The sequence below is a fragment of the Chitinophaga sp. genome (assembly GCF_036566945.1).
Classification (GTDB): Bacteria; Bacteroidota; Bacteroidia; order Chitinophagales; family Chitinophagaceae; genus Chitinophaga.
Window position 1 is genome coordinate 22121 of the sequence record NZ_DATCVJ010001060.1, and the last position, 7971, is coordinate 30091.

General features: G+C 45.9%; 6 protein-coding genes. 2 read left to right on the forward strand and 4 right to left on the reverse strand.

Annotation, left to right across the window (positions count from 1 at the left end; all coding sequences use genetic code 11):
• The first annotated feature begins 42 nt into the window (after window positions 1–42).
• Window positions 43–2475 (forward strand): TonB-dependent receptor, encoded by a 2433-nt coding sequence (locus VIP81_RS32070; RefSeq protein ID WP_331971837.1) that lies wholly within the window; start codon window positions 43–45, stop codon window positions 2473–2475.
• A 93-nt stretch (window positions 2476–2568) separates the two neighbouring features.
• Here VIP81_RS32070 and VIP81_RS32075 read toward each other — a convergent pair whose 3' ends face one another.
• The 4 genes from VIP81_RS32075 to VIP81_RS32090 form a co-directional block, all read right to left on the reverse strand.
• Window positions 2569–3654: an NADH:flavin oxidoreductase gene (locus tag VIP81_RS32075; RefSeq protein ID WP_331971840.1), complete on the reverse strand. Its 1086-nt coding sequence runs from the start codon at window positions 3652–3654 to the stop codon at window positions 2569–2571.
• Between the two features lie 82 nt (window positions 3655–3736).
• Complete coding sequence (locus VIP81_RS32080; RefSeq protein ID WP_331971843.1) at window positions 3737–4426, reverse strand: hypothetical protein; 690 nt, start codon at window positions 4424–4426, stop codon at window positions 3737–3739.
• A gap of 11 nt (window positions 4427–4437) precedes the next feature.
• Window positions 4438–5406, reverse strand: coding sequence for a hypothetical protein (locus tag VIP81_RS32085; RefSeq protein ID WP_331971846.1), 969 nt, complete (start codon window positions 5404–5406; stop codon window positions 4438–4440).
• 51 nt (window positions 5407–5457) lie between these two features.
• Window positions 5458–6687, reverse strand: coding sequence for an MFS transporter (locus VIP81_RS32090; RefSeq protein ID WP_331971849.1), 1230 nt, complete (start codon window positions 6685–6687; stop codon window positions 5458–5460).
• Window positions 6688–6785: 98 nt separating this feature from the next.
• Here VIP81_RS32090 and VIP81_RS32095 point away from each other — a divergent pair, with 98 nt between their 5' ends.
• A complete protein-coding gene (locus VIP81_RS32095; RefSeq protein WP_331971851.1) occupies window positions 6786–7865 on the forward strand; it encodes a DUF2652 domain-containing protein in 1080 nt (359 codons plus the stop codon).
• Window positions 7866–7971 lie beyond the last annotated feature (106 nt).

Below are 7971 nucleotides of genomic sequence, written 5' to 3' on the forward strand. Positions count from 1 at the left end.
TTTACACCTGAATTGATCACACGCAACCAAACCACACTTTAAATGTTTCATCGACTTTTTCTTTTGATGACCTGTCTGCTTGTCGGTACCCACCTACATGCACAAACGGCAAAAGATAATAACGGCGCCATTAAGGGCACCATTACCACCAGTGACGGCAAGCCTGCGCCGCTCGTTACCATCAGGATTAAAAATGCCAAATGGGGCGATATCAGCAACGAAAAGGGTGTATATGCCATCAAAAATATAAAACCCGGCACCTGGACATTGCTTGTCAGCGACCTGGTATCTATAGCAGAAGAAAAACAAATCACTGTTAGCGCCGGACAAACGAGCCAGGTAGATTTTGTATTAAAAGAAAATGCGGCACAGTTACATGAAGTGACTGTATCATCCCGGAATATTAACAAGGAAAACAAGTCCGTGGCCAAAATGCCATTGGAAAAACTGGAAAATCCCCAGGTATATAATACCGTATCTGCCGATTTGATGAAGCAGCAGGTGCTCTCTAATTACGATGATGCCCTGCGCAACGTGCCGGGTATCACCAGAACCTGGGAATCTACCGGCAGAGCGGGCGACGGCGCCTCCTATTTTGCGCTTCGAGGCTTTGATGCACAACCATCCCTTTACAACGGTTTGCCCGGTATCACCAGCGGCAATCCTGATCCTGCGGACATCGAATCAATAGAAGTCATCAAAGGGCCGTCAGGCACTCTTTTCGGCGGTAGCTTTCAGGCTTATGGTGGCATGATTAACACCATTACCAAAAAACCATATGATACTTTTGGAGGAGAAGTTACTTACAACACCGGTAGCTTTGACTTAAACAGGGTCACCTTTGATATCAACACCCCGTTAAGCAAAAAGAAAAAGATCGCACTCCGGCTGAATGGCGCCCTGCATAGCGAAAACACGTTCCAGGATGCGGGATTCAAGAAATCTGTCTTCCTGGCGCCCTCTTTTTCCTATGAAGTCAACAGCCGCTTATCTTTCAGTGTGATGGCAGAAATTCTGCAGGAAAAAAGAGCCGTTGCACCGGTGTTCTTCCAATCCAACCGGGATGCGCCACTGGATTTCAAAACCGTGGAAGAACTGAACCTGAACAACAAGTTATCCTTTACCAGTAATGACCTCACCATTCGTAATCCACGCTTTAACATGCAGGCGCAAATGTTGTATAAGCTCTCTTCCCAATGGAAATCACAAACCGTAGTATCTACCGGAAGAGTTAAATCCGACGGTATTTACACTTACATCTGGGACGATGTGCCGGGTGATAAATGGTTTCAACATTATTTTCATTATGAAAATCAAAAGACCAATACCCTTGATATCCAGCAAAACTTCAACGGCGATTTCAAAATTGGCAACATGAGAAACCGCCTGTTGGTGGGATTGGATTACTACCATCGTCATGTGGTAGAAAACAGCTCCGGATGGGCTTCTGCAAGAAACGTGACCGCCCCCGGAGAAATAGGTTATTTTGATCCGGCCACCGGCGATCCGCTGCCCCCGGTTGATTTAACCATGGACGCCATCAAACAACTGCTGGCGCCACAGGATAGCAACAGGAGCAACATCTCCAACAGCGCTTACAGCGCCTACTTTTCCAATGTACTCAATATCACACCGGCATTGAATGTGATGGTGAGTTTACGTGCCGACTACTTCGATTCAAAGGGCGACAAAGATGATCCCACAGACGATTATAACCAGTTTGCGGTATCTCCCAAGTTTGGTGTGGTATATCAGCCTATCCTGAATAAAGTATCGCTGTTTGCCAATTATATGAACGCATTCATCAACGTGGCGCCTCAACAGGTATCCAATGCAGATGGTGGCGACAGCCGCGTAAAATCTTTCAGGCCTGAACATGCCAACCAGTTCGAATATGGTGTTAAAACCATGCTATTGGATGGCAAACTAACCGGTACCGTTTCTGTGTATGATATCAAAGTATCAGACCGGGTAATGCCTGATCCGGTGAACGTACACGACTATACGCAAGGTGGCAAAGTAGGCAGCAAAGGGATTGAATTTGAAGTAAGTGCCAATCCCATCAACGGTCTGAACATACTGGCAGGTTATAGCTACAACGACACCAAAATTATTTCCGGTGCTAAAGATGATTTTTATGGTCAACCAGGCAGAAATCCAGGCGGACAAGGTCCTCAACATCTCGCTAACCTTTGGGCTACCTATAAATTCAGTAACGGCATACTGAAAAATTTCGGACTCGGCTTCGGCGGCAACTATGGCGGCGTGTATAAAGTAATTGACAATAGTAAAACAGGTGTGTTTTTATTGCCTTCCTATACTTTGTTAAATGGTACTGTTTTCTACAATGCCAGAAAATTCAGGATTTCATTTGCACTGAACAATATTACCAACGAAGTTTATTACACAGGATATTGGTCGATCAATCCACAAAAACCAAGGAATTTTGCCGCAGGTTTTGCGTATAAATTCTAAGAAATATTCATGCTGAGAAAAGCCTTCCCGTTGAGAAGCGGGAAGGCTTTTCTCAGCTATCTCCACTGGCGTACCGGCAATCCTTTAAATAAGCTACACCAATTTACTCAGCACTTCCCGGTTGAATCCCTGCCATTCATCCATCCTGTTTTCCTTTACTTTTTGCACCCAGTAAGGATCTGTTAAGATACTTCGCCCCACTGCGACAAGGTCAAATTCGTTGTTATCCATTCGGCGCAGCAGCTCATCCAAAGCGGCGGGTGATGAATTTTCACCGGCATACACCGAAGTGATATCTTTATCCAAACCAACGGAACCCACTGTGATGGTAGCTTTGCCGGTTACTTTTTTCGCCCATCCTGCCAGGTTCAGATCGGAGCCGTGGAATTCCGGTTCCCAGAATCTGCGGGTGGAGCAATGAAAAATATCTATGCCGGCATCTGCCAGCGGTGTTAACCAGGATTCCAGTTCCTGTGGCGTTTTGGCCTGCTTGTGATGATAATCTGTAAATCTCCATTGCGATATGCGTATGATCAGGGCGAAATCTTCCCCTACCTGTTTCCGTATTTCTTTGATCACTTCTACGGCAAAATGTGTACGTGCGGCCAATGTTTTGCCACCAAAAATATCGGTCCTGGTATTGGTATCTTCTCCGAAAAACTGATCAATAAGATACCCATGCGCACCCTGCACTTCTATACTGTTGAACCCCATCTGCTTTGCATGAGCAGCGGCACGGCCAAAAGCGGCGATGGTATCGGCAATATCGGCATCTGTCATAGCACGACCGTTACCTACACCCGACGGGCCTTCAAAAGGAACCGGTGGCTGCCATCCGGAAGGTGAAGCATCCTGGATGCCGGCATGCCAAAGCTGTGGCGCCATTTGACCTCCTGCCGCCAATACGCTGTTGATCACTTGCTGCCAGCCCGCTAGTGAGGTTTCACTGTAAAACTTCGGGACATTGGGATCTTTTGAGGAAGATGGACGGTCGATGACCGTTCCCTCGGAAATGATCAGTCCTACCTCTCCTTCGGCCCTTCTCTTGTAATAGCTGGCCACATCGGCAGTTGGAATCCCTCCCGGCGAAAAAGAGCGGGTCATCGCGGACATTACAAAACGATTCTTCGTATGCAAAGACTTCAGGTGAAATGGCCTGAATAAACTGGTTGTATTCATATTGGCTTTGTTAAGGAGTTATTTGATTTCCACCTCATAACGATCGAAACGATCAGAGGGGGACAAATAACTTTACAAAGCACTATTCACGGTAAAAACGCTGCAGGTGACCTTCTTTCGTAAAACTAATGAAATAGCGTTCCCGGCTGCCATTGAGCGATTGGGGATACCAGTTGAAGGAATTATTTTCAAATATGCCGTATATGTGGGAAGCGGGAACTGCCCCGATGATGCTATCTGCTTTCAAACGATAATTCCGGCACACTGCTGCTACACTGGCAAAACTGATATCATCCAGTTTTATCAACCGTTTTTTGATAGCATCGTGTACAGAGAGTTGCACCGGTGTGGGCGCCTGCCATTTTCCATGATTAAACTCGTATTCATCAATGTATTCCGGATTTTGCGGATGCTGCACTTTGGTTATGATCCTGCCATCATCATAAAAATGAATGGCTTCAAACAGATAAATAGTCTTTCCAGCGAAAGCCGGTAAACGACGAAGCTCCTCTTCTGCCGTTTTCAATCTGGAGGCATCCGCCAGAAAACCATCACTGCCGGTTGTTACAGCAGAAGAAGTAACAGTACTGCTGGTAGTAGTAGTGACGGTACTGCTGCGCTCCGCCATCCTGGTAGCGGTACCTGTTCCCACGGTGGGCCGACTACTATCTGTGGGATGACCATAGAAGGTATCATGAATAGAGTCCCGGAAAGACTGGCAGGACATGCAGCCGCTCACTAACCCTATCATTATTATTTTTTGTAGACGCATCTTCATCATGTTTAAGCTTCCACGTCACTGGCAAAGGCTATCTGCTCCGGTTTATCTTTCAGGTAAAAAACCGGAATGGTAGCCTGTTTGGCAATTTCCAGCTCCAGCAGCGGAATTATTTTCTTTAACGAGGCGTTATGGCTTACACCAGCCGTATCCTGGTACTGTAGTTCAAACCGTAGCTGCGGCTGTTCATTAATATACGTACCCGTTTGTGAAGCGGATACAATCCGGGCATCCGTACGTATGCCATAATATTTAAATCGCAACAGGGCCGCTGGTGAGCCGCCAATGAATGATAATAATTTCATCAATCCCCAGCGGGTCGACAATAAAATAAGTGGGATGATGATAAGCGGATGATAAAACCTTAGAAAACGCCAGCCCAGTCCACTATTCTCCAACGTATAGGCATAACAGTAATACCCCGCTACCGCGGCTGCCACAGCCAACCAAACGAAAAACAACAACAGGATCCTTCCGGTTTTCATACTCACTTTTACGCCATCCGGGATAATCGGCGGAATGGCTTTCAAAGCAGGATCAATGCGCAGCTGGATGGTTTTACCTTCTTCATATCGGCGGAGTACAGGCTGACTATCATTCACGACTAACTTTTCGGTAATATCTGTACCAACGAAGTTTTTTAAACTACAAACAATTTCTTTGGTGTCGAAGCCATTGCCGGAGGACATCAGCGGCTGACTTTTGATAATCCGGGATTCCTTGCTAACACCGGCGGTTAAAAGACGACTTATATTCTTTTGCACGATAAAGGGCATCACTACCCATTTCCGGAACCAGCCCACCAGCAATATGCTCCACAACAGCACCGACAACGCCAGGTAAATCATGGCCAGCCATGGATTGGTGTCCACTTCCACGAGCTTGTACACCGTCATGTAATAAATGAACAATGGGAATGGTATCGCAAAGAAAAGGATGTAAATGACCCAGAAGTACTTCCAAAAACCTTTCATGCAACTAATTTAATGATAAAATGTAGCGGAAACGTATCTGACAATTTTTTCTTATTGTACCACTTCAGCCCCTTCTTTCCGGCTCAGCATAAACACGCGGAACATCACCACTCCACTGATCAGGATCAGGAATATATAACTAAACGAAAGATGCCGGCCGTCGCTGGCAGGTAAACAATATAGCAGGCCATAACTCAGAATGGAAACAATCACGTAAGATAAACCACCCGTTAGGCCTCCGGCAATACCTGCATTTTTCGGAAATTTCTGGAGACAGAAAGTGAAATAATTATTATAGGTAAAACCTGCGCCCACATGCACCAGGAAGGCAAACACCAGTATGGTCCACATCTCCCTAAATAACGAAAAAGTGAGTAGTAGCGCCAACGCGGCCAGCAGCTGCAAGGTTACATTGACACTCATTTTTACAGGGAACGGTTTGTTGATCATCCCCTTGCCGAGAAAGCCACCTACCATCCAGGCAAATCCCAGCAGCAGCGAGCAATACCCGGTTACCACCGGTGAGAGATTAAAAAAATGTTCAATAATAAACGGACCAGACATATTGTATACCATCACCATAGAATATCCCAGGCCCAGCATCGTGATGCCCAGTGTAAAGCTGCTGGTACGCAGCATACCTACGTAAATGGACAGGATCTTTTCCGGATGGAAAGGCGTAGTATGCTTAATCGTTTCTCCACTAAAAATAAATTCCAGCAGGAATAATACCGCACCAAAAGCCGCCAGGAAATAGAAGTTGGAACTCCATCCAAAATTCACCTCCAGGTACCCGCCAATGAAAGGTGCCACAATAGGTCCGGTTGACCAGATGATCGTAAAAATGCTGAGATAGTGCTTTAGCTTCTCTCCCGAATATACATCCACAAAAAATGCGCGCTTACTCACCACCATGGCCGCAATGGTAATACCATGCAGCACCCGCATGGCATAGATCAGGTAAATACTATGTGTATTGGCAATGGTGACGCAGGACCCACAAAAGATCAGCATTGACACCAACGCAATCTTGTATCGGCCATAGCTATCGAGTAAACTGCCTACAAAAAGCTGCGATAGCCCATAACTAATCAAAAACAGGCTCAGTGTAAGCTGAGCCTGACTATTAGTGATGCCGAGGGCGTTGGTCATGCCCGGCAAAGATGGAATGTAGATGTCTGTAGCGAAGCCCGAAATAGGGATCATCGCAAATGCGAGAAGGGTGGCGATCCTAATATTCCCGTCTTTTATCCGCTTGATGTTATCAGTGCTGCTCGTCATTTTACAGTTGCTGGTGATTCGCCCGCAAAATTAGGACTTAATCACTTAAGCACCACACCCATCTTCTTTTTTATTACCTTTAAAAAAAGAATAGAAAAATGGAAAATCAAGGGCTGCTTTTTATTCCGGATATAAGCGGCTTTACCCGTTTTGTAAATGAAATTGAGATCGGGCATAGCCGTCACATTATTCAGCAACTGCTGGAAGTGTTGATCAATGCCAATGAAACAGGGCTGGAAATTTCTGAGATAGAAGGAGATGCTATCCTGTTTTATAAATTCGGGGCGCCACTGGAACTTCCCGCATTATACCGGCAGGTGGAGAAAATGTTCTGCGAATTTCACCGGCACCTGAACATGTACGACCAACGTAAAATCTGTCAATGCCGGGCCTGTATCTCCGCGATTGACCTTACCCTGAAAGTGATCACCCATTACGGCGAGTTCACCACCTACCAGGTAAAGAATTTTAGTAAATTAATCGGGAAAGATGTGATCCTGGCACATCAGCTATTGAAAAACGATATTGAACAACATGAATACTGGCTGGTCACAGATGATCTGTTAAACGGTCCGCCACCCGACCTCACCCAGTGGATGAAATGGGATACCAGCAGCAAACAAACAGAAACAGGCGACATTCCTTTTCACTATACCCGCTTAAGTGAGCTCAAAAACAGCATCCCGCCCGAGCCCGAAGCGCAGCCGGCTATTGCGGACAAAAGGAAAATGTTATCTGTGTCAAAAGAGTATACCGTAGACAGCAAAAAATTATTTTTCACCGTGGTGCATTTTGATTTTCGTCATCTGTGGCAGGAAAACATTAAAACAGTAGAAGAAGTAGCCCATTTCCTGCCCGGTGTGGGCGGTCGTCACCGGCATATCCTGCAAAACGGACAAACAGTAATGATGTACACCAGCAGCTTCGCCTACCATCCCGAAACAAAGATCCTCTTCTGCGAAACGGATGAAAAAAAGAACAGTGTTACCAGTTACACCATTGAAAAAACCGGCGAACACAGTGCCCGGCTAACCATAGATTACTATTTACCTAAAAATCCGGTTCGGCAACTCCTCTTTCAACTACAGGAGAAGCGGGAGCTGGAAGCCAGCTGGCGGCGGTCACTGAGCAAACTGGAGCCGGTGGTCACGCAGATGGTATTGCCACTGGATTTCTGATCCACACAAAATAAATTTTGAAAAGCGGGGTGATAATAAACGTATTTGGGTATAGACTATTGACTAATTTTATTTTCCCATGCAAACAATACCTGACAAAACCCTG